Genomic DNA, 24016 nt, shown 5'->3' on the forward strand with positions numbered 1-24016 from the left:
TTCCCCCTTAATAAACGTTGTTCAGCTTTTTCGACATCCAGAAGTAAAGCCATGTCACCAAACCAACGATGATGGCGGTCGTGAAGCCGATAGCGCTGCCGTATCCGATGTTCTGAACGGAGGAACCCGTCGTTGTCATCGGGAAAAACAGCTTGTACAGGTACAGGTACATGACTTCCGTTTTGCCGAAAGGGCCGCCTTCCGTCAATACCATAATGCTCTCATAGCCTTTAAGCGAGGTCGTAATGGCCAGCATAATAATCATCTGCAGCACAGGCCCCAGCATCGGAATCGTTATATACCATAAGCGCTGTGCCGGATTCACGCCATCCAGCGACGCCGCCTCATAAACGTCTTCGGGGATACTCTGGAGTCCGGCAATGAAGAGCAGCATATAGTTTCCTACAGCCCCCCAGACGGCAATAATAACGATCGTCAGCATCGCATAAGCTGCGCCAAGCCAGTCGATTGGTCCGGAGACGATGTTCAGCTTTAGCAGGTATTGATTAATAATGCCGTTGTAAGAGTTAAACACAATATAAAATACGATGGACATAACCGATGCGCTAAAGATCGTCGGCAGGAAAAATATCGCCCGGAAGGCATGCCGCCCGCGCAGCTTGCGGTTCAGTATAACAGCCAAGATAAGCGATAACGGCAGCGTAATAATTAGCTTCCCGCCTGCATACACGAAGGTGTTCGCAACGGACTGCCAAAACTCGGTATCCCGCGCAACCCGCGCAAAATTGCCAAGTCCGATAAATTTGGGCGTACCATAGCCCCGATAATCGTAGAACATATATCGAAGGGCCCATATTACTGGATATATGCCGAGAGCAACTGTTAGAAAAAAGCTGGGAAAGCTAAACAAATAAGCTCCGATCCGATTTTTATTCATGCTTCCATCTCCTCCCGTCTTGTAGCTTCATTGTATAGGATGCCGCGAGGCATACGGGATGGGGCAATCAATGAAGCTGGGGGGACGAAACTACTATAGTCCCGTTTTTTCTCCCGCAATAAGTTTCTGGAAAAATAAAAAAGCCAACGTTAGTTATAAAAACAACGTCAGCTTGTCCGAGTCATTACGCAAGGATTATAGTAGGATAAGGAATGGGGTTGAGAGGATTAGGCAATATCATCCGCCATTTTGTATCTTCAAATTTCCAAATAGAACTTGTAAAGAATACTGTATTTTTTCCTCGATGAATATTCGATAAGTCGTTAAAACTATTTTTCCTGACAATTGATGTATTTCATAATCACTCAATTTCATTTTCACAACACCAATACCATTTGTACCAAGTCCATCTTTTTTGCTCCAAACTCTTCCCGAACTTCCAAATTCGAATTCCCTGTTAGTTTAACGAACGACAAGTAATAAATGCAAAACGCCCTTGGCTTTACCGCCATTGGGCGTCTTTTGTTTGGAAATCTTGACTATTCACAAGACGTTACAGTAAACTGTAACCTATACACCTAACTGTATGTTAGTCAGTAAAATGTAATCCAGGAGGAAACATGGAAACTTATACCGCAAAACAGGTTGCTGACATTATTCAGAAAGATGACCCTCGGATGAACCTAAGAACAGTACGCTACTATACCCAAATCGGAATGATCCCTTCGCTCGAATTATCCGGTAATAAACGTGTGTACACAAACAAACATCTACAGTACCTAAGAGCCATTATCACACTGACAAGAACAGGTGAAACATTAGGAGTTATCCAAGAGAAGTTAAAATCCCTGTCTATTGAGGAAATTGAGAAAATCGGTAATCAGTTGCATCTTTATCAGCCCAATAGACTGCTCGAAAACGAAACACATCAAATCACGGAGGATGTCGTCATCTCCTTAAGTCCTCGAATCTCAGCAGAGGTTAAACAAAAAGTTATTGATTCTGTGTCAATGCTTCTAAGGGGAGAACAAAAATGATCTTGGAAACTAGGTTAGCGAAATCCATCATGGAAAATGAAGAAGGATTGAACCACCTTTGGATTCTGTTATCCGATGATCTTTTTGGCTACAAAGAATTGCAATTAAACGTGCAACTGCCAGAAGGAGTACATCGCTTACCGAATCTCAACGGTCACGCTGAAAATGAATCCATCATGCCGGATCTGTCAAAGGGCCAAGATGTACTATTGGAAATCTATACAGAGGACGCAATTGAATGCGGAGAACGAATCATTACAGTAAGTCTAGTTTACTCAGATGGTAGAAAGCAGATCGAAATGTCTCACAACATTCCCGTTACGTTCGTTAACGACGAGGAAATCGAAGCCGTGTCAATTGACGAAGAAGTCGTTGATCGGCTTAAAGAATTAAGAAATACATCCCCTCGTGAGATATTAGAGACCACTGAATGCGTGAATATTCGCCAAAACACGTTTGTTAAAAGCAACAAGTTCTCATTCCTAGAGGAAAAATATCGAGTCGATTACTGAGTGAAGGGGCTGTGGTGCTCGTGGCCAGGCAACCGATTAACAAAGTAGCAAGAGAAATTGACAGGGACAATTTTATGGACGCTCAGAAAGCAATGTCATACGGGCTGGTAGACAAAGTAATTACAAACGCTTCATGAAAGGCAGGATACGAAAATGGATGATCAATATGAATTTACTGTCGAGTATCAAGATCCAGTAAACGGTGTAACTTATTATGAGAATGTCATGGCTTCAAGTATGTCTGATGCGAAAAAACAAATTAGGAACAGACACCCAGATATCACAATACGTGCTGTGTCAATGAACCCGACTAACATTAAGACATCCGATAAACTTGAAGAAAACGAAATATGCTAAATCGCTCGTTAGCAAAACACAAAACGCCCTTGGGTTCACCTGCCCTTGGGCGTCCTTTTATACTAACGTGTCTCGTTAGCTTAACTCAAAATTATCAAGTATCGTTTTATCAAACCAAACATCCTCGTCAATCACGCTCGCCGGGTTATCTGCCATCATGATGCGGCGTTGTTAAGTAAGACATTTATGCCGACCAGAGATAATCACTTTGTTTCTTTAAGCTATGATTTTCCAAGTATTAATCAAATTAGCCTTGCAATATTCTTGCTTCTATAATTGAAAAGTGAGCAGTACGTTCCTTTATTAACCAAGTTCCGTTTTGACGTACATATATATCATCATATTTAACACTATAATCAGTGATAACTTCTTTGCCCTCTTCTTCTCTCACCATTTTCATTTGAGAGTACGAAACGCCTGTTGCAGTATCGCCATCCACTTTCACAACGTGTTGTGCGTTAATGGAGAAATAACGTTTTACAATAGAAGCGTGACCTGTGAACTCCTCTTCTAATTGTTTTGTTCCAGAAACATCAGACACCAATTGGCCACCGAAGTAAACCATATATCTAGTATCAGGCGTAAATAAAAGCATTTGTTCCGAAAGCTTTTTTTCATCTCCCAAATTTGAAAAAGCATCAACTAATTCTCTTAATTCTAATTTTGCTTGTAAAATTTCTAGCGACATAAATTTTTTCCTCCTCTAATTTCTGAACCGAACTGTATAAAATAATCAAAGAAAAAAGCTCAATAAAAAAGTTGCTACTTTTTGTTTAGATTACGACGGTTTGAGGAGTAACGCCTTTGGGATACTCTTCTTCCCATACATTCTTCTCTGTATAGGCTTGATACCACATGTCTGCAATAACATCTGGATCATCAAATGTGCCTGCCCCTGGTTCCTTAATAAACAAACCTAAGGATCGGTGACCAACGAAAATACCTTTAGGCGACAGTTCAGTATGAAGATTGGCAATATAATTGCGCATGCCTGACATTGCGATACCGATATTTCCCATCATTGGAACGGGATACAATGCGGATAATCCTGTTGTAAACAGCAAGGAACCTTCCTTCTTAGTCAGCATATCCGGCAGAACGGCATTGACAACATTGATGGTGCTGATAACATAGCCTTCAAATAGGTCCCTTGCATTCTCCACCGTTAATTCCAATACAGAAGTCGGAGGAAAATTACCAGGTGTAGGACTGAATTCCAGTACATCAATGTGGCCATACTTTTCTTTAATTCCGGTAATAGCCTGTTCAATTTGTTCTTTACTGTAAATATCAGCTGTAAAAGAAGAAGCTTGGATACCAGCGACTGTTAGTTCATCTACCATCTCTTGAAGCTTCACGGCATTACGCGCAACTAATGCAACTTGAAAGCCTTCCTTACCGAAACGCTTGGCCAAGGACAATCCGAATCCCTTACCTGCTCCAATTATCGCTATTGTTTTCATACGTCTATCTCCTTTTTGAATTGATGATGTTTTACTGCGTTTGACGTTTTTAATTGTAGAACGTAGAATTAAACCATTCAATGGTCGATATTCATCATTGTGATAATTAATAGTCACATTATCTTGATATGACCATTATCTTAATTGGATGGAGAGTTACAAATGGCTAAAGATAAGATAGACCTACGTATTCTAAAAACAAGGAAAGCCATTAAAGAAGCCTTCGTGACGCTAATTCAAACGAAAGGCTACGAACGGATAACCATACAGGACATTGCCGACGAAGCCATAATAAATCGAAACACTTTTTATTTACACTATATGGACAAACCCGATTTGATGGAGAATTTATGTCAGGAAAGCATGGAAAAATTAAATGCTTGCTTTAACATGGATATAAAAGATAAAGATATCCATGCAATAGATAAGGAAATGTTTATCGCAAGCTTAAGCGACATGTTTAAAGCTTTAGAAGCGAACATTGTTTTCTTTAGAACAATGCTTAGTCAAAATGGTCAACCTAGCTTCTCAACTCATTTAAAAGAAGCATTAAAAGATTTTATTCTTTCCGGTATTGGTGATCATTATCATAATCAAAAAATGAAAGTCGGACTGGAGTACATTATTTCAGGGTTAGTAGGCGTGATTTGTATGTGGATTTCAGATCCAGAGCATTTGGGAGTTGAAGAGGTCATCGAGCATTTGAGCGAAATTCATTTTAATAACGTATTGGACTTGTTAAAAACGTTTAACGGCAACAGCCTGGAGATACCTTATTGAATTAAAGGGAGAACTTACACAAAAAGCGCAAAAAGGCTGTCGAATCTTCTCGACAGCCTACGCTTTCATCATATCTTTTAATTATTACCAAGGTTGACTTGTTGGTCCAATTGTAAACTCATTAACGTTCGTATCTTCTGGTTGATCAATTGCGAATGCAACAACATTGGCAATTCGATCAGGTGAAATACCATATTGTTCGTACAACGCAGTCATGCCTTTTGATATATTCTTATCAGTAATCGTATCCAACAATTCCGTGTTGATCGCTGCTGGATAAATAGTTGCTGTGCGGATGTTAGTACCTTCTTGGGCAGATTCCATACGCAAAACTTCCATTAAATCACGAACAGCCCACTTTGTTGCGCCATAAACCGCTCCGCCTGGATAAGCTTTAAGCCCAGCTACTGATGAAGTAGTGATGATATGTCCAGACTTTTGCGATGTAAATGTAGGCAATACTGCGGCGATACCATTCAATACACCTTTAATATTAACGTCAATCATACTGTTCCAATCATCAGTTTTTAATGCGGAAAGTGGTGAGTTAGGCATTAGTCCAGCGTTCAAGAAGATTACATCGACACCACCAAAAGTTTCTTTAGCTAGTTGAACAAGCTGCTGATTATCATCTGGATTAACAACATCTGTGACGCGATACGCTGCTTGACCACCGTTCGATTTGATTTCTTCAACTAATTTTACTAAACGCTCTTCACGTCTTGAACCAAGTACAACTTTTGCGCCTTTCTGAGCTAATAGCTTAGCTGCAGCTTCCCCAATTCCTGAACTTGCGCCTGTAATTACAACCACTTTGTTTTCAATTGCCATTTCGTTTTTCCATCCCTTCAAAAACATTTCTTTTGCCACCATTACGGCAGACAAAGCTTTGGACCAGCCAGCGTAAAAGGCCAAATGTGTGATACCTCAATCAGCTCTTCTTCTGAAATGCCATTTTCCTTCGCCTTATTTAGATGGAAACCCCATTGCTGCGTATTCCCGCCTGTTATTAGAGAAGCTACTGTAATCAGGCTACGTTCCGAGGAGACAGCTCACTGCGTTCCCATACATCGCCAAACAGGATATCATCCTTAAGTTGTACAAGTTTTGGTGCAATATCCCCGATCAATTTACTAAACTAAACAAGAAGTGATTAAACGGTTAAAGCTGGTTAATCAACTCATGTCTATTATTATAGTCTTATCAAACGTTCATTCAATGGTTAAAACAATGGATTTTGTTGATATATCAACGGATTGCTCAAATATGTTAATTATCTTAAAAGAAGCTTGGTGAAATATACGATGGCTTTATTTTCACCAATCGATTGGTTTGCCATCCCTGAAGAACCCGCCACGAGGTCCTTCCGAACCCTTCATCGCTAATTGGAGGATCAGATCGGCAGCACGTTTCGGAGTTCTCGGAGCAGCGGGTCCTCCCATATCCGAGCTTACCCAGCCCGGATCGACTGCAAAAATTTTGATATCTCCTCTGAGTTCTGCTGCTGCCAGTCGGGTCAATGCATTCATTGCAAGTTTGGAGATCTTGTACGCTCCTGCGCCTTCGGACGACATGGCACTCATGGCTCCATATTCCGAGGAAACATTAATAATTCTTCCATATCCCCGCTTTTCCATGAGTGGAATAAATGTGCGCATAACATGGTAGACGCTGAAGAAATTCGTGGACATCGTTTTCTCTAGAATCGCAGGATCCATGGTTAATAACTTAGCATTCTCATCCAAATATACGCCCGCGTTGTTTATCAATACATCCAATCGGCCAAAGGTCTCGGTAATGGTCATTGCTGCTAGACGGATGCTCTCTTGATCTGTGACATCCATGACGGCGGAAGAAACATCCAATCCGGTCTCGGCAAGTTGTTGCGCCGCTTCAGAACCCTTACTTGGATCCCTGCTAGTCAAAATGACCTTGAACCCCATTGAAGCCAATTGTTTAACCAATTCATATCCGATTCCTCGATTTGCCCCTGTGACAAGAGCTACCTGCTTATCTTGCATTATTGGAAACCTCCAATCGACTGTAAATGAAACTTCTTGAAATAAATCGCTGCGATACTTAATATTAGTTTCGAGACGACATTCATCACTAACTTTAAAAGATTTAAGGAAGTAATTTAGTTCATTTTTTGAATGTTTACCGTAAAATCATCATTCATAGATTTAATCTTTTTTGTAAACTCTTCGGGGCCGGATTCGATCCTCCCTAATTTAATAAGTCCGCTCGAATAATTCCAGTCTGTATAATACATGTTCACATCTTTCCACGGAGCGTAATAACCGATATCTCCAACTTCCGGATCGCTTCCTGACGGCGCATCTTCCGCAGTCAATCCTTTATCCAAAATGCTCAATTTTTCGAAGCCGCTATACTCCTTAAATGTGAGTGTCAACGGGAGCCTTGACAAAAAATCCTGGCTTGTCGGATTATCATACATTTTTACAATGTATTCCTCATTATCAAATATCAATTTGATCCTCACATCCGTCGAACCGTCATGATCTACAGTCGGTGAAGCAGAAGGTTGGCCAACCGGGTCATTCGTTTCATCAGTCGTACCTGCTTGAATAGTGGTCCTGTTATTGGTTGCATTATCATTTCTGTTGGAGCTGGACTCATCTTTACCGCCACAAGCTGAAAGTGTGAAGGCCATCACCAATGCGAGAAGCAACGTTAACACTTTTCTCATCTTGATGTTATCCTCCTTGAATGGTTATGGTAATTGCTGTAGTTAGAAATCCTTGGATAAACTGCAGCGATGCTTAATATGAGGAACAGGATTCCCCCAAGTACGACGTATTGCGTACTTAATCCTGATATGAATAGTCCGCATACACTCGCTCCAATCGTTGTGCCCAAGTTGGCGGATGTTAGAAAGAGTCCATTCGCGAATTCAGGAGCCTCTGGCGCTGCAGACACAATCCAATATTGAGTAATGTTGCCTCCTATGCCACCCAATACTCCCCAAATCAAAATAATACAGGCCATTGGCACACTGAACGGTCCCATGATGAAAAGCATGATGTAAACTGCTCCCAATGCAAATGGATAAAACTTTACTGTGCTTAATGCATGTTTTGTAAGCAGCTTCCCTGCAATCATATTTCCAACCATGTTGGCCGCACCGTATAGGAATAGCATCAAACTGATTGTGTTCCAGGCATAATTGGTCACGGTTTTCAGATACTCGGAAAGGTAGCTGTACACCCCGAATACGGCTCCGTTCATAAAGATCACTGCGGCAATGGAAAGCCAGGTCATGGATCTTCTTAATACGAGTATCTGAGTACCATAAGAGACCCTTGTCTTAACAGGCATCGATGGTACAAACAGGAGTGTGGCGATGAATGCGACTGTCGTTACGGCAGCAAAGAACAACATCGCATGAGCAAGCGAAGTGGCGGTTGCAATCAAACTTGAGACAGGTACGCCAAGCACCATTCCTGCAGACACACCAACGAATACTTTGGCTACTGCCTTCGAAGCGTCATCCTTGCTGACGGACGAAGCTGCGATAGTAAATGCCAATGAACAATAAACAGGATGGAAAAAAGCCGGAATGACACGTGCAATCAATAACACCATAAAGTCTGTTGTGATAGCGGAGACAAGATTGCCTGCTATAAATATGCCAAGCACAAGCAGCATCAATTTCTTGCGGTTCATGCCCGAAAACAATGAAGGCAATATTGGGCCAGAGACGGCAACTGCAAGCGCAAAAAGACTCACGATTAACCCTGCGGTGGAGATGCTGACATGAAAGTGGTCCGCTATCAGAGGCAAAATTCCGATTACACCCATCTCGGTATTCAAGATACTAAATACACCCAAGGTTAAAATATAGACAAGCAACTGATTTCGTTTAGTCGTCATAGGCCATGGATGTCGAGAGATCACGGTAGGCATTGATCTGCGTCTGGAGGTCGACAATTTTCTGCTCTGCAATGCCTATCGCGTCGGCGCCTGCGATGAAGCGTCGCGGTGGTTGCGATTCGCTTGCAAGCATGAGGAGTGCCTTGGCAAGCTTGTTCGGATCACCGGATTGTTGCCCATTCTGTTCATTAAAAAATGCCATGTAACTAGCTCTGCGTTCCGCATAGTCCTCGACGGACAGCTTAGCGTAAGTCGACGACGTCTCCGTAAGAAGTTCCGTACGGAAAAAGCCCGGGTTCACAATGGTCGTATGAATGCCAAAAGGTGCTGCCTCAGGAGCCAACGACTCCATCCATCCCTCAAGCGCAAATTTCGAGGCAGAATAAGCGGAATTAAACTCGAATCCAGAAATGCCTGCACCTGAGGAGATTGAGATGATATGACCAGAACGCTGCTTGCGCATGACGGGCAAAACCGCACGGGTAACGTTCATAGGGCCGAGCAACGCAACCTGCAGCTGACGCTCGATTTGGTCAGGGGTCAATTCCTCGAAGAAGCCCCCATAGAAGTGTGCGGCATTATTGACCAGCACATCGATAATGCCGAACCGGTCGATAGCAGTCTTAACTGCGGATTGTGCATCATCAGGACGGGTAACGTCCAATTGGACAACTAATACATTCTCATCTTCACCGATCGCTTTTGCCACCGCATCCGTATTACGGCCGGCAGCCACAACTCTGTGTCCGGCGCTCAAAGCAGCTCTCGCGATATTTGCGCCCATACCTCGACCGGCACCTGTGATAAACCAAACCTTTTTCTTATCCATGTTCATCATTCCCTTCAGCACTTCAATTAACATAATTACTGTTTATATTTATTTTAGCGCGCTTTTTCAACATAACAAATACCTATATCTTATATCAAGATATGCTTGATGAGCATTTCTTAAACATGTATAGTATGAACAAAGGAGGACTGCCTTTAATGGAAATTAGAGTTTTGCGTTATTTTCTTACTGTTGCAAGAGAAGGCAGCATTACGGCGGCGGCTGATTTTTTGCACCTCACACAGCCAACCTTGTCTAGACAATTGAAAGATCTTGAACAAGCTTTGGGAAAAAAGCTATTTGTTCGCAGCAGCCACAGTATCCTACTTACAGATGAAGGAATGCTCTTAAGAAAGAGAGCAGAAGAAATCGTTGATATGGTCGATAAAGTAGATGCAGAGTTCAGATCCATGGAAGAAACAGTAAGTGGGGATGTCTATATTGGCGGCGGGGAAACAGATGCCATGAAACATATTGCCCGCGTAGTAAAAGACTTACAGTTAAGCTATCCAAATATACGGTATCACCTCTACAGCGGAAACGAAGATGATGTGACTGAACGGCTTGAAAAGGGACTTCTTGACTTTGGTATTTTAATTCAACCAGCAGCCGTCTCAAAATACAATTATATTAATATCCCTGCTAAGGATGTTTGGGGCGTTGTTATGAGGAAAGACAGTCCTCTTGCTTTCAAAGATTCCATTCAACCAGCAGATTTAATCAATGTTCCGCTTATCTGTTCACGACAGGCTATGAAGCAGACATTTTCTAAAAATGAATTTGCGGATTGGTTTGGTAGTGATTTTGATAAATTAAACGTTGTGGCTACATACAATCTAGCGTATAATGCTGCGATTATGGTTGAAGAAGGCATTGGTTATGCAATAACTCTTGATAAAATAGTAAATACGTCTAGTGATAGTAACCTTTGTTTCAAACCTCTAGAGCCAAAACTTGAATCTGGCTTAAATATGGTTTGGAAAAAGCATCCGGTCTTTTCGGCAGCTGCTGATACGTTTTTAAAGGGAATTCAGGCCAAATTTGGTGAATGCTCCAGGAATTAAAATATAAAAGAGGAAATTTCTTTAGAATTTCATAAAAAAAGTTTGGTGAATACGATACAGGATATCTCCGACATGGCAAATGTTAACCAAGAAACCATTAAATCCCAAATAAAAAGCCACCAAGCATTAATTGGTGGCTATCTATTGAATAACACTCGATTAGCTCATGATTGCCCTCCATATCTGTTTTCTCTTGAATATATAGTAACAATTCTAAGCCATCTTTTCTTGCCGCATCATGCTAAAGACCCTCACAATCCTGCTAAGTTGTTATCGCTTCCATTTATGCTAGTTGCCGAAAATAAAAAAACTGGAGAGCATAATCTGCTCATCCAGTTAATTCCGCTATCTCATTCGCTTCGCTTTCAATTATAGCAATGAACCTGTAGATCCTTATAGGACTTATTGAGCCCTGTTACTTTAATTGATTTGTTTGGCATAGTATGATCCCCCTTAAATTACGGTAACCTTAGATAGATCGACCTCCATGCCTTTTAGGGCGGCATAGGTCAGTTTATCCATCGTTGCGCCGTCAAAGCAGATGGTTTTGATCATACGATAGTACTTATTCGTTAAAGCAAACCCAGGCTGGAAAGAAACATTTCTAAATGTAGCGCCCTTGAACGAAGCTTCGGTTAATGCCGCTTTGTCAAACTTGACGCCGATAAACGTCTGTCCGTCAAAACACTGCCCGCTCAGATCAGAATGTTTGAAGTCAACCCCATCAAATAAACAACCTTCAAAAATCGTTCTTCTAAGATCGGTCAGCGTTAACGTCACTTCGGTCAGTCTTACTCCTGTGAATTTGGCTCCGTCAAGCCCCGACTTGCTGAAATTGGTTCGTACAAGGATCGTCTTATTGAAGCTTGCATTTCTCAGGTCAAGCGCGGATAAGCTGCAGTCCGTCAGATTCGCGCCGTCAAAAATGGCTTCGCGTACGTCGCTGGCCTTAAACGAACTGCCGGTCAAATCTGCGCCCGAAAAGTCGGAACCGTGCAACGCGCTGCCCTTAAACTGTCCTTTATGGGCCGTAACGCCTGCAAAGTCGCTTTTCGCCAGGCTGCTTCCGCTAAAGTTTGTCACCACCTGACGTTCCAGCGAGCGGGAGAGGTTGGAGACCTCCAGGATCGTTTGCTCGATGTCGCCGATACTCTCAATAGTCATCTTAAACGCTGTTTCATCGTCCTTGCCCTCAGCTTTGAGCTCACGGAACCGCTCCTGTAAATCGGAGTGCAGGTCGGCCTTTAATTCGGTAACGCTTTTTACTCCATCGTATGGCGTAAATACGCCGTTCAAATAATTCGTCAATTTCTGATTCATAACATCATCTCTCCTTATAATAAGTTTTCAAGCACGCGCTTCGCGTACTCCCAATTGCTTTTATTGCGGGCGTAAGCATCTTTGCCCTTTTCGGTAATCCTAAAATATTTACGCCGACCACCCTGTGATTCATCGCCCCAATACCACTCGATATCACCGTCGGCCTCAAGCCTCCGGACGCTCGAGTACATCGTCGCTTCCTTTAATTCATACTCGCCGTCCGAACGATCGGCAATCAGTTTTACGATCTCGTAGCCGTAGCGGTCAGCTTCGGATAAGAGCCTTAAAATCATCGTATCGGTATGTCCGCGCAGCAGGTCGGATGTAATTTTGTTCTCGCTCATGTAATCAACCTCCATGTTTGTATAATACGACACATTACTATGACTGTCAAGGTAGTATTTCTAATTATTTACTTTGCCTAAAAGCGAAAGTTCTTATCCTCAATGAGGACTCACAAAAATAAAAAAGCCGCGCTATGCGCGGAGCTTCATGGATGTATGTTCTTGTCCCTTGACCATACAGTGTCACTCTAATCAATGTTATTAATAAACTCAACAATATCATTGTAAAATTTTTCTTTGTCTTGCCCCTTAAGACCATGGCCTGAAGCTGCATATTCCTTGATCATTAATTTTGGGCACATACTCTTATAACGCTCAATATCAGAGTCCGCAACTAGTGAACCTTCAAGTAGACCTCGCGCAACTAAAACAGGTATATCAAAATTTCCTTTAATATCGATTTGCCGCGATTCCCTTTGTATCCCTCTGACAGCTGTCGGTCTAATTTGCTGAGTTCGGTTAAATGGAGCCAGATAGTTATTTATGTAATCTTCCGGCCACTCTTTATCCATTGCCCTGTGCTCTGGTGGATAGTCCCCAACCATAAAGTAATAGATAGCACAACGCAGCCTCACTGGAGCAGAGGCTGCGTGTTTTGCACTTATTAAATTGCTGCTGTCTTAAATTCTAGTGGCGAAGCAATCGTTTAACACCTTACATATTTGCGCTTGAAACCAATTCTCCCTTTATCTACTGTCTTTTGAATATTTTCGGAAGCGAGTAGAAACTTGCTTTTTGGCTTGTCCCGGTTGACTTCTACCGGGCCTACCGCCATTGCGGTCTCGACCGCCTTATTATGGAGAGGCAAATAGGACACCCCCACCGTGTAAATAAAATTATTCATAGCGTATTTGGTTCGTTCGGGAGAATCGTGAATCGTATTTTGCACGATTTCAAGCATATTGGCAAGCTTGCTTTCCGAAAATTCCACATCCGGTCGATTACCCAAAAGCCAGCAATAACAGCTCCAGCCCGCTGACATTTTCAGCTCTTCGTCGCCTGCAATCCACTTATCGGCAACTTCCTGTGCAATATCTGTTTCTGCCAAGGTCACTGCCACCACATAATCGGAAAGCATATAAAAATAAGCCGCATCAATCCAACGCTCAAAATCAGCTTCAGTCATTGCTTTTGGGTCTGCAATTACGCCGGCAAAGTACATGGCGTCGTAATTTCCCGTAGCATAAAGCTGCTCTGCTAAAGGTTGATTTTTTTTAATTTTCTTGGCGATGGGTTTCATTTCGCCAGTAGCCACACCAAAAAGCGGTTCGTGAGCGCCATTGGATACGTAAATTTTCTTGGTTCGTTCCTTGCCAAGAGCTTCAAGCTCCTGCATAACCGTTTCGTAATTCATTGTTTAACACTTCCTTATTTTTTGAAGGATTTTATCCAGTCTATCATAACTGCATACTGAACCGCGAGACGCAAAATAGCGCCACAGGCATAAGTGCCTGTAACGCTATTTTGAGTGGCCCGAACTTTCCAGTCCTCATTAACCCTCTTCACGGTATTGTCCCGGCGTCATGCCTACCATTTTGCGAAAGGAGCGAATAAAGTTAGCGGAGTTGTTGTACTGCAATCGCTCAGAGATTTCAACCACTTTCATATCTGATTCCTTCAGCCATTTCTTAGCCATGTCGATTCGATATTGCGATAAATATTCGCCGAAATTAATGCCAGTCTCCTGACGGAAAACACGGCTAACATAGTGAGGGTGATAATTGATGCGGGAAGAACACTCCTCTAATGTGAGCCCTGAATCAAACTCCCTTTTGACCATATCGATTACGGCTTCAGAAATATGCTTGAATTGGGAGTCTCTCCGAGTGCCCAATTCCTGAATGTAAGGAAATACAAATATGGACCAGAACCAATGCTCAATCTCCTGTACATTCCGCAGCTTGAACAAAGACTGAATTAAGGAGGCTTCATCTTGTGTGATTCGGTCCATGGGGATAGACAATTCCTGACCGAATTTGAGGAGGTCGATTAGAAGCCTCAGCAAGGATAACTGATAGTCCCGATGCTGGGCACGGGGCTGGAACAGCTCTCCGATAAATTGCGTCAAAGCCATCTCTGATTGCTCCAAATTCCCGGCCCGAATCGCATCTAACAAGGCTTGCTCCCCAGCATTCGGAAACCGGTTCAGGTTGCTTTTCTGCGGCTGCACGTCCTCTATAAACAAAATCGACTCTTGTCCCAGTCCTATCCTATACTTTAACGAGGTCATTGCTTCATGGAGAGCCTGCTGGGTTTCCGCGAACGAGCTGATGGGACGGCTGATTCCGATACTCACCTTAATCTCCAAGTATTGAAATATAGCCTTTTGGATTTCATCGGACAGGTTAAAAATCTGCTCTTTAAAGTCCGGCCCCTCTTTCGAAGAGCCGATCAGGGTCACTTGGCAATCCGATTTGACAATCGGCACCAGCCTTTGCTCGGACAGGACAAGCTCGCCGACGATATTGCTGATGGCAAACATGAGCAAATCCCGGTTAGCCTCTTCATATCTGGTATCCTTCAGCGTATCGATTTGAATGGCAACGACGCACATGGAAGGCCACGGCTTTTCCAATCCGTACAAGCTCAGTTTCTCCACAAAATCCGCAGGCTGGATCGTACCGCTAAACAACTTTTGCATAAAAAATTCCTTGAGCTGTATTTGCTGACCCTTAAGCTCGTTCATGATCAAGGACTGATTTCTAATCAAATAATCGACGCGGTCTCCGATCATCTGAAGCTCGCCGCTTGGCTTCTCCTTAGCATTCAAGGAAGGAATGCTGGTGAGCGCGGAATAGATAGATTGAATCGGACTGTACATCTTCTTGGATCCGAACCAGGCAACGATCAGCGTGACCAGCAGGATGATCAGGCATACAAGTAAAGTAAACCAGCCGATCACTTTATTCTGTTCGGTTACCTGATCGTTGGAGGTTACGGATACGTAGCTCCAACCGTTGTAAGAAGATTTCCGAAAAGTGACCGTCACTTCCTCTCCATCCCGCTTGGCGGCATATTGCCCGGAAGTATCCTTCGCTTCGACAAAGGACTCTAGGTAGGCCTGATCCAAAATGCTGCTTCCAAGCTGGGTACGGTCGCGGTGAACGATAATATTGGAGTTTTGATCCAGAATAAACGCGCTGCCGAACTCACCGTTTAGAAACGCATCGAGCTCCTTCATCACATCGGACGATAGAACGACGCAGATGATCCCTGTCGGATTAAGAGAGTTAAAGGGATACTTCTTCACAAAGTAAACGGACTGGTAGGAATTCGGAAGATCCTCCGATCCGCTTGTCCAGAAGGAACCTGTCTCTTTCCGGGCAAAAGCTTCAAGCATCGGCCTGAACTCCGGGGCGCTGTATTCGTTAACCCCGCTGCTCGAAACCATCCAATTCTTGTTCAGGCTGAACAGGAACACATCTTTGATGCCAAGCTCGTAGGTTTGAATCAACGATATTCCTTTATACAGCTCATGTACCAATTGGAAATCATGATTGGATATATTTTTCTCAAAGACACGGGTGACGACAGGTGACTGCAGCAGCTGCGTTGCCGAATTATCAACGGTTCTGAGCGTTTGTTCGGTACGCATCTGCATTTGCTGCAAAAGCAGCTTATTGCTCTCGTCTACTTTCTCCTGTACGGTTCGAGAGGAATTGTAATAGGCGAAGGCGCCGAGCAGAATGACGGGTACGGTGCCAATCAAGATAGACAATAACATCAGCTTCAATAGATAGGACGAGGACCGAAATCTCATAATGCCTCCATAGGATAGTTTCCTTACAAGTACTTCAAGTGTACAAGAAAACTCCGTTTTAAGCCATGACGCGGATCCTGACGTTTTATCTCATTTCCACGAGCTCCGGCATCCTTATTGCCCCTCTTGTTTGGCGTATTCTGCATTCATTTCCTCAATAACCTTGCTTCCGCCGCTTTGCAGCCATTGATCAACCGCTTGATCCCATTCGGCCTCATTAACCGAGCCCATAATGAATTTCACTGTGGCATCCGCTATGACTTTTGAGAGTTCCTTGCCCTTCTCAATTTCCGTATTGGAGATAAATGGTGCGGCCGGGTTAGCCAAGGCGAACGTAGCATTGTCCTTGAAAAGCTTTGTACTGAGCTGATCCAGCTCGGTTCCATAGTTTACAACTTGATCCTGCAAAATCATAAACTGATTGCCGTCTGTAATTTCGGCCCTCGTCTTCGGATCCGGATTGGGAGAATAATTTCCGTTCTCAATCTTGTACTGCTTCCCTTCAATGCCATATTTCATCAGATTCTGAATATCCTTCTCGGATACTTTGTCGAAGTAAGCGAGAATTTGCTCGAGCTCGGCTTCCGTCTTCACACTCGTTTTCGGAATCATGTACATGCCCAGATAACCGGCGCCGGCGCGGGTTCTTTCGCCCATCGGACCGGAGATCCGATTGATTAAGTTAATTTTAGCTTCCGGATCGACCTTCTTAATGTTTTCTTCGATATTTTTGCCGTCTAACATATTATCGATCCAGAGCCCTGCTTGGCCTTTATTCATAACAGACCGGCCGTCCTGGACGATTGCGAAGTCCTGATTAATCATTTTTTCGTCATACAGCTTCTTGTAGAACTTCATTGTATCCAGGTAAGCTTCCGTCATATGGGCCGGAACCAGCTTGCCGTCCTTTAGCTCCCACTCATTAGGGCCTCCCATATAGACCAGAATGTCTTTAAAGCCGGCTATGTTATTCCCCTGCATGCCTACAGCAAGACCAATCGTATCCTGTTTGCCGTTCTTGTCCGGATCTCCCGTTGTAAAGGCTTTCAAGGCCGTATAAAGTTCATCTACGCTCTTCGGCGCCTGCATGCCGAGGTTCGTTAGCCAGTCCTGTCGGATCATCATGCCGAATCGTGCGAGATCCCGCTCACGGTACACACCGTAGATCTTGCCGTCGATCGAGATGTTATTCAATACGAGATCCGACATCTTGCTCAAGTTCGGATAGTTTTTGAGATACGGTCCGACCTCCCAGAACATACCGGTACGGGCAGCGTTGACAATGAAGGAGGCTTTCGCTTCCAGCGCAACAAAAGTTTTCGGCAGCTCGCCGGATGCAACGGTAGCGCTTAGCTTATCTGTATAGGTCGAGGAAGGCACCCATGAAACCGTAAGTTTCGAGTTTGTCTTTTCCTCAAGCGTTTTTAGAACCGAGCTGTCTGCAGGCATTTGCTCCGGATTGTAGGTGGGCAGCATCATGGTCAATTGAAGCGCTCCTTGATTAGTGCCCGATTCATTGCTGCTTGGGGAATTTTCTTGATTCTTCCCTCCGCAGGCGGTAACAGACAATGCGATTGCGGCGAGCAGGGCTCCGGCTTTAACAAGTCTTTTCTGATTTTTTCTGTTCATTCTTAAATCCTCCCTTTTTCCATTCATCTATTATATCCTCATCCCTTAACCGAGCCCAGCAATACCCCTTTGGCAAAATGCTTCTGCATAAACGGGTATACAAGCAGGATCGGAAGAGTAGATACCACAATTACCGCCATTTTCACCGCTTGATCCGGCGGAGTAACATAATCCGCTTCCATCGCGGCGGAGTCTCCGATACCGCCCGAAGCCAAGATTACAATCTGCCTCAAGAGCACTTGAATCGGCCATTTGGTATTGTCGTTAATATACAGTACCGCGCTAAAGAACGTATTCCAGTGGCCTACGGCGTAAAATAACGAGAATGTCGCAATGGCGGGCATGGATAGGGGAAGCACAATTCTTAAAAAGATGCCCAGATCGTTGCAGCCGTCGATCTTGGCGGATTCCTCCAAGCTGTCCGGCAGCTGCTGAAAAAAGTTCCTGATAATAATTAAGTTGAAGGCACTGATCGCGCCTGGAATAAGCAAGGACCAGTAGGTATCGATCATCCCAAGCTGTTTGACAACCAGGAACGTCGGAATCATCCCGCCGCTGAACAGCATCGTGAACACTACCAGCATTAAGATCGGCTTTCGGAAATCCATATCTTTGCGTGCTAACGGATAAGCCATTAAGCAGGTAAAGAATATGTTGATCAACGTGCCTGCGACTGTAATGTAAATGGTTACCAGCAAACTTCTGGTGAGCGTTTGGGTAGAGAAAATATACTTGTATGCATCCAAAGTCAAATCTGTCGGGAATAGGATAAACCCGCGCAGCAGCAATTCTTTCTGCGTAGCGAACGAACCGGCAATGACATAAATGAACGGGATTACGGTAATCAAAGCAAATGCAAGCAATAGTGTGATGTTCAAGCTATCGAATATTCGGCTTCCCCAGCTTTGCTTGATCGGCATAGTGGTTCAACGCTCCTTTCCTAATAGATACCTTCTTCTCCGAATTTTTTGGCCAGGTTATTGGATACAACGACAAGGATCAAACCGACGATCGACTTAAATAAACCAACCGCCGTACTGAAGCTGTACTGTCCTTGGCTAATTCCGACGGAGTAGACATAGGTATCGAATACCTCTCCGACATCCCGGTTCATTGCGTTGAGCATAAGGAAAATTTGTTCAAAGCCCGTATCGAGAAAATGTCCTAGGCGAAGGATCAGCAGAATAATGATGGTGCTGCGAATCGCCGGCAGCGTAATATGCCACAACTGGCGAAGCCGGTTCGCGCCGTCCATTCGCGCTGCTTCATATTGCTGCGGGTCTACCCCGGACAATGCCGCAAGGAAAATAATCGTTCCCCAGCCCGTTTCCTTCCACATGACCTCAGCTGTAATGATCGTCCGGAACCACTCGTTGCTCACAAGAAAATTGATCTTTTCTCCTCCGAAACGTACCAGCAGCTCATTTACGATGCCGCCTTCCGTCGTCAGGAACATATAAGCAATGCCCACGACTACAACCCATGACATAAAGTGAGGGATGTATACCAGCGTTTGAACGATGCGCTTGGAGAATTCATGTCTCAACTCGTTGAGCATAAGCGCAATCACGATCGGCAGCGGAAAGAAAAACAGGATGTTGTAAGCAGCCAAAATGAGCGTATTCCGAAAAAGAACAAGAAAATTCGAATCGCTAAAAAGACGTTCGAAATGTTTAAGTCCAACAAACGGACTGTCCCAGAAGCCTAAAAACGGCTGAAAGTCTTTAAATGCGATGAAGATGCCATACATCGGCCAATACTTAAAAACGAGAAAATACAATAGGCCGGGGAGGACCATAAAATATAGCCACCGGTTCCGCACAAGTCTGCCCGTCATTGTCGATGACATTGCAGCCGATGACGCAGAGAATCTCGTTGTGATACTTTTTTGCATGTTGCTACCATCCTTTCGTTTCCTCGTCACATTGGCTTGGGTTATTGAATCTGCAGTTCCATCATAGGCAAGGGGTTAGATTGCCGTCGATAGTCCTTGCTTGATCAGATTGGCAGCCCACTGTGATTCTTGCGGCATTAACCGGGAGCTGTCATTAGTTGCGATCGCTGTCATTGGTTGCTTTTGCTAATTGTGACCATAATAAAAAGGCCTACCGTAAGGCAGACCCTAATTTGATCTTTACTATTTTAATCGATTACCAGGACCCCTGACGGCACCTGATATTCCGTTCGTATGCTTCCGTCCTTCTCCCGTTCGTGCCTGACATGAATGATGCCGTGCGGCGTCGGGTAATTGCCCTCAACCCAATCCAAATCATGTAAATTCGGCCTGATCCTCACCTTGCGAAAGCCCGGCTCCACCAGCGTAATGCCGAGCACGTACTCCGACAGCCAAGCGGTAGGCCCGGATGCCCAACCGTGGCATAAACTATGGCGATATCCCTTGTAGCAATAACCGCCGTATGTACCGTGCACATCGATTTTCCCCGGGGGCGTCAGTTCATCGATTCGTGCGGCATTGTCCATCCAATGGATATCGAAGTCTTCCCAGAACGTCGTCGCGCCGAGCTCCAGCATGCCTCCCCAATAAGCGCGGATACTTTCAAAGCAGCCGGCGATGTCACCGGCTTCGGCGCGGGCACGGAGCATATAGTAGCCATAAAATGTCGAATAGCCTTTCGGGGCGTTCGGCGCAATGACCTCGCGGTTCGCTTCAGAAAAATCCAACAGTCCGGCAAGGCCTTGCAGCGCTGCCGCTTGCTTGCTGAAAGCATGATGAGGCGCAATTTCACGCAGCCGCCTTTCGAGAGACTCGCAGAGCTTGACGATCTCATCCTCTCCAAGCAGCCGACAGAGCCGCGCGCCTGCCTGCATCGCAAGCACAAAAAGCGCATGAACGCCGGCCGTAACGCCGGCCGGATTGGATGATGCGGGCCAATCCAAGAACGGTCGATACACATCGATCGTTCCATCCGGCATTACTTTCCCCGCCAGCTCACGAAGCAGTCCAGTCAAGTATGTGCGTTGTTCCTGCAAATACCCCTCGTTCCCGTGCTGCATGTACCAATCATGTTGAACGAGCAGCCACCAAATCGAGTAGGTCGGCATGTCCATAAACATGGGCAGCGGGGAACGGTCCCTCTTGAAATCCAGACTGGACGGCACAATCTCGTGTTCGCCAAAAACGGCGCTGATCGTGGCGACTTCGGGATGCATGTCTCCGGTCCATACCATCCGGTCCCGCTTGATCCCGTCCCACAGGTAATCCTGCATATTCAGATGAACCGTATAGGCGCCCGTCTCCCATATCTGATTCAGCAGCGAATCGCTGCTTCTAAAACTACCCTTGTACTCGATATCCCGGTACAGGAACACGGCTTGTACGCTTTGCAGCTCAAGCGTGCCTTCATCTAATAGATCGATCCGCGCAAAACGAAATCCCGTCGTACCGAATTCGGTTGTCCCGAGGAGTCCGACGTCCACGATACTGTCGCGTGCCACATGGTCATTGGTCGCATTGCCCGGGCCTCCCAGATCACTCATCGCTTCCATGGCGGATTCGCCTAATCGGATACGTACCCGAACGTTCCTCGACGGGAAGCGTCCTTCAACAACCGATATCCTGATGCCTCCATGCAGCTCCATTCCGAAGTCCAGCAGTATGCCCGGCGCTTCCCCTTTATGGCTAAGAATGCTTGCGTTTGGCGCTTCTTTCGTCACCTGGCCGCCGTTCGAGCAAAGCAGTCCTTCCGGATTGATCACCTCGGAGTCGGCTCCAGAATTTGTGGTCCACAGAAGACGCGTAGGCTCGAGATAAGCTCTGGTTCGCGGATCGATGACGAGGCCTCTCTCCTTCAGCGATTTCATACTCATACCGATATCCCCTTTTCAATCGTTCTTCAATCTGAGGCGCATGAAATGCAGGTTGAAAAATGGAGGCATCGATTGATGCCTCCATCCGTTGTAGATTATTTTTTGCCGCATGCTTGTACCAAAAGCCGTAGTCGCCTACTTATATTTTACTGACAACTTCCTTATTTTGAAGCAGAGCTACCAGAAATGCCAAGGTCAATCCTTGGCCCCATCCTTGTACTCTCTTCTTGGAAATCACCTTGTAGTCATCTGCAGAATACATTACCGCCGTACCTGCTGATACATTCCGGACCGAGCCGTCTTCATCGATGTTAGCCAAGATGCCTTCATAAGCTTTGGCCATATAATTCTGATGCAGCGGGTGTGCATAGGATACCAATGAAGCGGCAATACCGGCGGAGGCGGAGGTTTCTTCATAGGAAGTTTCATCATTCAAGACCGTACGCCACAGTCCATTCGGTGATTGCAGCCTGACCAGAGCGCTTAATTGATCACCGAGAGCCCCTCCGATCTGCATCCACATAGGCATAAAGGGATTCAGCATTTTATAGGCTTGCGCCATCGTATACGCGGCCCATGCATTGGCTCTGCCCCAGTATATAGCGGACAAATGATCTTGCTTGACATTATCCCATGCGTGATAGAACAAATTCGTCTTCGTGTCCTGAAGGTATTCTTCATGCCAGTAAAATTGATTGAGCGCATCTTCAATGTATTCCTTTTTGTCAAGCTTAAATCCAAGCCGCAGCAGGAAATAGGCGGCCATAAACAACGTATCCGCCCAAGCCTGCTCAGGAAAGTCATTTTCGGAGGATACCGTATGCTGGAACACGCCTTCTCCGAATCGGATGGCGTCTTTTCGCAAATATTCGGCTTTCAAAAGCGCCAGATCAAGGTACTTGGAGTCGCCTGTCGCTTCATGCAGGGTCAACATCGTATGCCCCATGGCACAAGCGTTGACCATCATAGGCGGCAGCCCAAGCTCCAGGTACTCGTCCACCCATTTGACCAGAAAATCGATGTATTCTTGATTTCCCGTCACTTCCCACGCTTTGCAAATCCCGTAATAAGCCACTCCGCAGGACCAATTCCAAGTGAAATCCATATTCATTGTTCTGCGGACTACCCGGTCTATAAGCTCTTTTACTTCGTTTTCGTCGTATTCAAATTTTCGCATATTTATTCCTCCGTATACTATGCACGATGAAACTTATAGTTTTCATTATACTGTGCCAAAAATGATTCTCTTGCTTCAAGATTATCATGAAAATAGGAATGATTTCTCCGCATTTATGCACAAATATACCTTAAACACCGTATATATTGATATAATAGGTGTTCGAAGTTTATGAGAAAGGAGCCCTCCATGACCGTTCAATCACTCCCTGGCAAGCTTAGCTTAGGCTCAATGAGCGATCCGTTGTGGATCGAATACGACCGGAGAATCGGCCATTATTCAATGAATCACACCCACTACCATATGGCGTATGAAATTTATTATCTGTTTCGCGGGGAAAGGAACTACTTTATCAGAGACTCCTTCTATCCTGTCCACGCGGGTGATATGGTGCTCATCGACTCCAACGCCGTTCACAAAACGTCCGAGCGGAGCGAACCCAATCATGAACGGATTGTTCTACATTTTGGTCAATCATTCTTTAAGGAATATTCGCAGGAGGATAGGGATCTACTGCTGGCCCCCTTCGCCGAAGCCCAACCGCTCGTCAGGCTGAACCTGAAAGAACGGATGCATGTGGAAGAACTCCTTGGCTCTCTGCTGAGCGAACTAAGTGAATGCCCTCCAGGGTATCAACTGCACATCCGGAACATGGCTATTGAATTGCTGCTGTTCACGGCTCGCCACATTCTGAAACGCAAGGCTCTGCCGGAGATTGAGCTTACTCCGATCCAGCGGAAGGTAACCGAAATCATCCGCCACATTAATCTGCATTACAAGGAGCCTCTTCATCTGGACATGCTTGCCAAGCAGTTTTTTATTAGCAAGGGCCACCTGTGCCGCGTCTTCAAGGAAGTCACCGGCTTCGGCTTTACCCAGTACATCAACATCACCCGGGTAAAAGAGGCCGAACTCCTCTTGCGAGAAACGGACTGGAGTGTAACTCAGGTGTCAGAACACTGCGGCTTTGAGAACTTTTCCCACTTTGGAAAAGTGTTTAAAATGTTGTCAGGCCTCTCACCCCGCGCCTATCGGAAACTAGAGCACTCCAAAAAATGAGATCAGTTAGTCGTTTCAACCCGTTTATATTCGTTTCTAAAATAAAGGGGCTGACCTTGTCATCT

26 protein-coding genes are annotated in these 24016 nt (G+C 44.9%); 7 read left to right on the forward strand and 19 right to left on the reverse strand.

The window, feature by feature from the left end:
- Nucleotides 1–7: 7 nt before the first annotated feature.
- Nucleotides 8–898 carry a carbohydrate ABC transporter permease gene (locus tag MRBLPE1_RS04840; protein ID WP_364142226.1) on the reverse strand — a complete coding sequence of 297 codons (891 nt, stop codon included), beginning with the start codon at nt 896–898 and terminating at the stop codon, nt 8–10.
- Between the two features lie 620 nt (nt 899–1518).
- On the opposite strand from MRBLPE1_RS04840, the gene MRBLPE1_RS04845 reads away from it, so the two are divergent.
- The 3 genes from MRBLPE1_RS04845 to MRBLPE1_RS04855 are packed head-to-tail and all read left to right on the forward strand — an operon-like array spanning nt 1519 to nt 2584.
- Nucleotides 1519–1935 carry a MerR family transcriptional regulator gene (locus MRBLPE1_RS04845; protein ID WP_364142227.1) on the forward strand — a complete coding sequence of 139 codons (417 nt, stop codon included), beginning with the start codon at nt 1519–1521 and terminating at the stop codon, nt 1933–1935.
- Nucleotides 1932–2447, forward strand: coding sequence for a hypothetical protein (locus tag MRBLPE1_RS04850; protein WP_364142229.1), 516 nt, complete (start codon nt 1932–1934; stop codon nt 2445–2447). Before MRBLPE1_RS04845 ends, MRBLPE1_RS04850 begins: the two co-directional genes overlap by 4 nt.
- A 20-nt stretch (nt 2448–2467) precedes the next feature.
- Entirely contained in the window at nt 2468–2584 is a 117-nt protein-coding gene (locus MRBLPE1_RS04855) for an ATP-dependent Clp protease proteolytic subunit (RefSeq protein WP_364142232.1), read from the forward strand.
- A gap of 467 nt (nt 2585–3051) precedes the next feature.
- Here the strand turns inward: MRBLPE1_RS04855 and MRBLPE1_RS04860 are convergent, their stop codons facing one another.
- Both MRBLPE1_RS04860 and MRBLPE1_RS04865 read right to left on the reverse strand, forming a co-directional pair.
- Nucleotides 3052–3492: a nuclear transport factor 2 family protein gene (locus tag MRBLPE1_RS04860; RefSeq protein ID WP_364142234.1), complete on the reverse strand. Its 441-nt coding sequence runs from the start codon at nt 3490–3492 to the stop codon at nt 3052–3054.
- Between the two features lie 85 nt (nt 3493–3577).
- A complete protein-coding gene (locus tag MRBLPE1_RS04865; RefSeq protein WP_364142237.1) occupies nt 3578–4267 on the reverse strand; it encodes an SDR family NAD(P)-dependent oxidoreductase in 690 nt (229 codons plus the stop codon).
- Nucleotides 4268–4429: 162 nt separating this feature from the next.
- On the opposite strand from MRBLPE1_RS04865, the gene MRBLPE1_RS04870 reads away from it, so the two are divergent.
- Nucleotides 4430–5047 carry a TetR/AcrR family transcriptional regulator gene (locus MRBLPE1_RS04870; protein ID WP_364142240.1) on the forward strand — a complete coding sequence of 206 codons (618 nt, stop codon included), beginning with the start codon at nt 4430–4432 and terminating at the stop codon, nt 5045–5047.
- Between the two features lie 84 nt (nt 5048–5131).
- Here the strand turns inward: MRBLPE1_RS04870 and MRBLPE1_RS04875 are convergent, their stop codons facing one another.
- The 6 genes from MRBLPE1_RS04875 to MRBLPE1_RS04900 form a co-directional block, all read right to left on the reverse strand.
- Nucleotides 5132–5878, reverse strand: a complete 747-nt coding sequence (locus MRBLPE1_RS04875) for an SDR family oxidoreductase (RefSeq protein ID WP_364144504.1) — start codon at nt 5876–5878, stop codon at nt 5132–5134.
- Nucleotides 5879–5919: 41 nt separating this feature from the next.
- Nucleotides 5920–6078 (reverse strand): carboxymuconolactone decarboxylase family protein, encoded by a 159-nt coding sequence (locus tag MRBLPE1_RS33125; RefSeq protein WP_414698852.1) that lies wholly within the window; start codon nt 6076–6078, stop codon nt 5920–5922.
- 285 nt (nt 6079–6363) lie between these two features.
- Entirely contained in the window at nt 6364–7071 is a 708-nt protein-coding gene (locus MRBLPE1_RS04885) for an SDR family oxidoreductase (protein ID WP_364144506.1), read from the reverse strand.
- Between the two features lie 113 nt (nt 7072–7184).
- Nucleotides 7185–7757 (reverse strand): cyclophilin-like fold protein, encoded by a 573-nt coding sequence (locus MRBLPE1_RS04890; protein ID WP_364142243.1) that lies wholly within the window; start codon nt 7755–7757, stop codon nt 7185–7187.
- Nucleotides 7754–8941 (reverse strand): MFS transporter, encoded by a 1188-nt coding sequence (locus MRBLPE1_RS04895; RefSeq protein ID WP_364142245.1) that lies wholly within the window; start codon nt 8939–8941, stop codon nt 7754–7756. Before MRBLPE1_RS04895 ends, MRBLPE1_RS04890 begins: the two co-directional genes overlap by 4 nt.
- Nucleotides 8931–9803 (reverse strand): SDR family NAD(P)-dependent oxidoreductase, encoded by an 873-nt coding sequence (locus MRBLPE1_RS04900; RefSeq protein WP_364142247.1) that lies wholly within the window; start codon nt 9801–9803, stop codon nt 8931–8933. Before MRBLPE1_RS04900 ends, MRBLPE1_RS04895 begins: the two co-directional genes overlap by 11 nt.
- Nucleotides 9804–9928: 125 nt before the next feature.
- Between MRBLPE1_RS04900 and MRBLPE1_RS04905 the strand changes: the two genes are divergently transcribed.
- Nucleotides 9929–10834: a LysR family transcriptional regulator gene (locus MRBLPE1_RS04905; protein WP_364142249.1), complete on the forward strand. Its 906-nt coding sequence runs from the start codon at nt 9929–9931 to the stop codon at nt 10832–10834.
- Between the two features lie 72 nt (nt 10835–10906).
- Complete coding sequence (locus tag MRBLPE1_RS04910) at nt 10907–11209, forward strand: hypothetical protein (protein ID WP_364142251.1); 303 nt, start codon at nt 10907–10909, stop codon at nt 11207–11209.
- A gap of 78 nt (nt 11210–11287) precedes the next feature.
- Here MRBLPE1_RS04910 and MRBLPE1_RS04915 read toward each other — a convergent pair whose 3' ends face one another.
- The 10 genes from MRBLPE1_RS04915 to MRBLPE1_RS04960 all read right to left on the reverse strand — a co-directional run bounded on the left by MRBLPE1_RS04915 (nt 11288) and on the right by MRBLPE1_RS04960 (nt 22892).
- On the reverse strand, nt 11288–12154 hold the full coding sequence (locus MRBLPE1_RS04915; RefSeq protein WP_364142254.1) for a pentapeptide repeat-containing protein: 867 nt from the start codon (nt 12152–12154) through the stop codon (nt 11288–11290).
- 14 nt (nt 12155–12168) lie between these two features.
- On the reverse strand, nt 12169–12498 hold the full coding sequence (locus MRBLPE1_RS04920) for a PadR family transcriptional regulator (protein WP_364142258.1): 330 nt from the start codon (nt 12496–12498) through the stop codon (nt 12169–12171).
- A gap of 188 nt (nt 12499–12686) precedes the next feature.
- Entirely contained in the window at nt 12687–13010 is a 324-nt protein-coding gene (locus MRBLPE1_RS04925; RefSeq protein WP_364142261.1) for a hypothetical protein, read from the reverse strand.
- 134 nt (nt 13011–13144) lie between these two features.
- Nucleotides 13145–13852, reverse strand: coding sequence for a DNA alkylation repair protein (locus tag MRBLPE1_RS04930; RefSeq protein WP_364142264.1), 708 nt, complete (start codon nt 13850–13852; stop codon nt 13145–13147).
- 138 nt (nt 13853–13990) lie between these two features.
- Nucleotides 13991–16258 carry a helix-turn-helix domain-containing protein gene (locus MRBLPE1_RS04935; protein WP_364142267.1) on the reverse strand — a complete coding sequence of 756 codons (2268 nt, stop codon included), beginning with the start codon at nt 16256–16258 and terminating at the stop codon, nt 13991–13993.
- A gap of 114 nt (nt 16259–16372) precedes the next feature.
- On the reverse strand, nt 16373–17887 hold the full coding sequence (locus tag MRBLPE1_RS04940; RefSeq protein WP_364142270.1) for an extracellular solute-binding protein: 1515 nt from the start codon (nt 17885–17887) through the stop codon (nt 16373–16375).
- A gap of 38 nt (nt 17888–17925) precedes the next feature.
- Complete coding sequence (locus tag MRBLPE1_RS04945) at nt 17926–18807, reverse strand: carbohydrate ABC transporter permease (protein ID WP_364142272.1); 882 nt, start codon at nt 18805–18807, stop codon at nt 17926–17928.
- 20 nt (nt 18808–18827) lie between these two features.
- A complete protein-coding gene (locus tag MRBLPE1_RS04950; RefSeq protein ID WP_364144509.1) occupies nt 18828–19736 on the reverse strand; it encodes an ABC transporter permease in 909 nt (302 codons plus the stop codon).
- A 293-nt stretch (nt 19737–20029) separates the two neighbouring features.
- Entirely contained in the window at nt 20030–21715 is a 1686-nt protein-coding gene (locus MRBLPE1_RS04955; protein WP_364142275.1) for an alpha-L-rhamnosidase C-terminal domain-containing protein, read from the reverse strand.
- Between the two features lie 139 nt (nt 21716–21854).
- Nucleotides 21855–22892: a glycoside hydrolase family 88/105 protein gene (locus MRBLPE1_RS04960; protein WP_364142278.1), complete on the reverse strand. Its 1038-nt coding sequence runs from the start codon at nt 22890–22892 to the stop codon at nt 21855–21857.
- 189 nt (nt 22893–23081) lie between these two features.
- Here MRBLPE1_RS04960 and MRBLPE1_RS04965 point away from each other — a divergent pair, with 189 nt between their 5' ends.
- Nucleotides 23082–23951 (forward strand): helix-turn-helix transcriptional regulator, encoded by an 870-nt coding sequence (locus tag MRBLPE1_RS04965; protein ID WP_364142280.1) that lies wholly within the window; start codon nt 23082–23084, stop codon nt 23949–23951.
- The last annotated feature ends 65 nt before the right edge of the window (nt 23952–24016 follow it).

This window comes from Paenibacillus sp. LPE1-1-1.1 (assembly GCF_040676435.1).
Classification (GTDB): Bacteria; Bacillota; Bacilli; order Paenibacillales; family Paenibacillaceae; genus Pristimantibacillus.

Coding starts and splice junctions, on each gene's coding strand:
- MRBLPE1_RS04840 (WP_364142226.1), bottom strand. CDS start 898: ATGAATAAAAATCGGATCGGAGCTTATTTGTTTAGCTTTCCCAGCTTT.
- MRBLPE1_RS04845 (WP_364142227.1), top strand. CDS start 1,519: ATGGAAACTTATACCGCAAAACAGGTTGCTGACATTATTCAGAAAGAT.
- MRBLPE1_RS04850 (WP_364142229.1), top strand. CDS start 1,932: ATGATCTTGGAAACTAGGTTAGCGAAATCCATCATGGAAAATGAAGAA.
- MRBLPE1_RS04860 (WP_364142234.1), bottom strand. CDS start 3,492: ATGTCGCTAGAAATTTTACAAGCAAAATTAGAATTAAGAGAATTAGTT.
- MRBLPE1_RS04865 (WP_364142237.1), bottom strand. CDS start 4,267: ATGAAAACAATAGCGATAATTGGAGCAGGTAAGGGATTCGGATTGTCC.
- MRBLPE1_RS04870 (WP_364142240.1), top strand. CDS start 4,430: ATGGCTAAAGATAAGATAGACCTACGTATTCTAAAAACAAGGAAAGCC.
- MRBLPE1_RS04875 (WP_364144504.1), bottom strand. CDS start 5,878: ATGGCAATTGAAAACAAAGTGGTTGTAATTACAGGCGCAAGTTCAGGA.
- MRBLPE1_RS04890 (WP_364142243.1), bottom strand. CDS start 7,757: ATGAGAAAAGTGTTAACGTTGCTTCTCGCATTGGTGATGGCCTTCACA.
- MRBLPE1_RS04895 (WP_364142245.1), bottom strand. CDS start 8,941: ATGACGACTAAACGAAATCAGTTGCTTGTCTATATTTTAACCTTGGGT.
- MRBLPE1_RS04900 (WP_364142247.1), bottom strand. CDS start 9,803: ATGTTAATTGAAGTGCTGAAGGGAATGATGAACATGGATAAGAAAAAG.
- MRBLPE1_RS04905 (WP_364142249.1), top strand. CDS start 9,929: ATGGAAATTAGAGTTTTGCGTTATTTTCTTACTGTTGCAAGAGAAGGC.
- MRBLPE1_RS04910 (WP_364142251.1), top strand. CDS start 10,907: ATGGCAAATGTTAACCAAGAAACCATTAAATCCCAAATAAAAAGCCAC.
- MRBLPE1_RS04915 (WP_364142254.1), bottom strand. CDS start 12,154: ATGAATCAGAAATTGACGAATTATTTGAACGGCGTATTTACGCCATAC.
- MRBLPE1_RS04920 (WP_364142258.1), bottom strand. CDS start 12,498: ATGAGCGAGAACAAAATTACATCCGACCTGCTGCGCGGACATACCGAT.
- MRBLPE1_RS04925 (WP_364142261.1), bottom strand. CDS start 13,010: ATGGATAAAGAGTGGCCGGAAGATTACATAAATAACTATCTGGCTCCA.
- MRBLPE1_RS04930 (WP_364142264.1), bottom strand. CDS start 13,852: ATGAATTACGAAACGGTTATGCAGGAGCTTGAAGCTCTTGGCAAGGAA.
- MRBLPE1_RS04935 (WP_364142267.1), bottom strand. CDS start 16,258: ATGAGATTTCGGTCCTCGTCCTATCTATTGAAGCTGATGTTATTGTCT.
- MRBLPE1_RS04940 (WP_364142270.1), bottom strand. CDS start 17,887: ATGAACAGAAAAAATCAGAAAAGACTTGTTAAAGCCGGAGCCCTGCTC.
- MRBLPE1_RS04945 (WP_364142272.1), bottom strand. CDS start 18,807: ATGCCGATCAAGCAAAGCTGGGGAAGCCGAATATTCGATAGCTTGAAC.
- MRBLPE1_RS04950 (WP_364144509.1), bottom strand. CDS start 19,736: ATGTCATCGACAATGACGGGCAGACTTGTGCGGAACCGGTGGCTATAT.
- MRBLPE1_RS04955 (WP_364142275.1), bottom strand. CDS start 21,715: ATGAGTATGAAATCGCTGAAGGAGAGAGGCCTCGTCATCGATCCGCGA.
- MRBLPE1_RS04960 (WP_364142278.1), bottom strand. CDS start 22,892: ATGCGAAAATTTGAATACGACGAAAACGAAGTAAAAGAGCTTATAGAC.
- MRBLPE1_RS04965 (WP_364142280.1), top strand. CDS start 23,082: ATGACCGTTCAATCACTCCCTGGCAAGCTTAGCTTAGGCTCAATGAGC.